At 59.7% G+C, this 1,497-nt stretch carries 2 protein-coding genes (1 of these 2 running past the window's edge); both read right to left on the reverse strand.

Features of this window, described 5'->3' with window-relative positions; genetic code table 11:
* A protein-coding gene (gltX, locus tag QVO51_RS04875; protein WP_022357454.1) for a glutamate--tRNA ligase crosses the window boundary here: on the reverse strand, positions 1 to 1,295 show its 5' portion. It extends 181 nt beyond the left edge of the window; only the first 1,295 of its 1,476 coding nucleotides appear in the window; its start codon is at positions 1,293 to 1,295; its stop codon lies beyond the left edge, outside the window.
* Positions 1,292 to 1,497 (reverse strand): riboflavin kinase (locus QVO51_RS04880; protein ID WP_288167878.1); only part of this gene is annotated, 206 nt, incomplete at its 5' end. The genes QVO51_RS04880 and gltX, both read right to left, overlap by 4 nt.

The following is a 1,497-nucleotide window of genomic DNA, read 5'->3' on the forward strand; positions in this document are numbered from 1 at the left end:
CCCTGCTCCGCCGCCAGCCCCATCAGTGCGTCATGAATGGCGGACTCCGTCCATTCCGGCAGAGCCTCCAGCACCGGCAGAACCATCCGCAGCGCCTGCAATGCGCTTTCCTCGGTGGTTTTCATCTTCTTGTGGCAGTACATGGCGTTATCGTACTCCGGCAGGCTGTCAATAAAGTCCACCTGGTCGATCACGTCCGTCAGCTGCTCCGTCCGGGGCTGGAGCACCTTCGCCAACACCGCAAGATCATAATCCCGGCGGGTCAGGGTCTTGTCCAGATAGGGACGGATGCTTTCCGCAAACTGCGCCGGAGGCATCCGGCGGATATGCTCCGCATTGATTGCCTTCAGCTTCAACGGATCGAAAATGGCAGGTGCCTTGGAAATGCCGGACAGGTCAAATTCAGCGATCAGCTCCGGCAGGGTATAGATCTCGTTTTCCCCCTTGGGCGCCCAGCCCAGCAGGGCGATGTAATTGACCACCGCCTCCGGCAGGAAGCCCTTGGCGATCAGATCCTCGAAGGAAGCGTCCCCGTTCCGCTTGGACAGCTTGTTGTGGGCGTCCTTCATCACCGGGGCGCAGTGGATGTAATGGGGCACCTCCCAGCCGAACGCCTGGTACAGCAGATTGTATTTGGGGGTGCTGGACAGATACTCGTTGCCCCGTACCACATGGGTGATGCCCATGGTATGATCGTCCACCACGTTGGCAAAATTGTAGGTGGGCATGCCGTCGGTCTTGATGAGGATCTGGTCGTCCAGGGAGGCGTTCTCCACGGTAATATCCCCGTAGATCTCATCGTGGAAGGTGGTGGTGCCCTCCTTGGGCATCTTCTGCCGGATCACATAGGGCACGCCCGCATCCAGCTTCTGCTGCACCTCCTCCGGGGACAGGTTCCGGCAGTGACCGTCATACATGGCACCCACGCCATCCGCCTCATGCAGGCTTGCAAGCCGTTCCTTGTCGCAGAAGCAGTAGTAGGCGTCCCCCTGCTCCACCAGCTTCAGCGCATAGTCCTTGAACATGCCCATCCGCTCCGACTGCACATAGGGTCCCACCGGGCCGCCGATGTCCGGGCCCTCGTCCCAGGTGATACCCGCCATCCGCAGGGTCCGGTAGATCACGTCTACAGCACCCTCCACATAGCGCTCCTGGTCTGTATCCTCAATGCGGAGAATGAAATCTCCGCCGTTCTTTCTTGCGATAAAGTAAGTGTATAAAGCCGTCCGCAGGTTGCCGATGTGCATATAGCCCGTGGGGCTGGGTGCGAACCGGGTGCGTACACGTTTGCTCATTGCTGTTCCTCCTGTTGATGTTTTGCCCCATAGTCCCGGGCAGCGGCAATGTCCCTGGCAAGCTGCCGGGACAGGGCGGCGATGCCGTCAAAGCGCTGCTCCGGCCGCAGAAATGCCTTCAGGGCTACGGGTATGTCCCTGCCGTACAGGGTGCCCTCCCAATCCAGAATATAGGTTTCCCCGATGGGATAGCTGGTATCCC

The sequence above is a fragment of the Ruminococcus sp. CAG:379 genome (assembly GCF_000434255.1).
Lineage (GTDB): Bacteria > Bacillota > Clostridia > Oscillospirales > Ruminococcaceae > Ruminococcus_F > Ruminococcus_F champanellensis.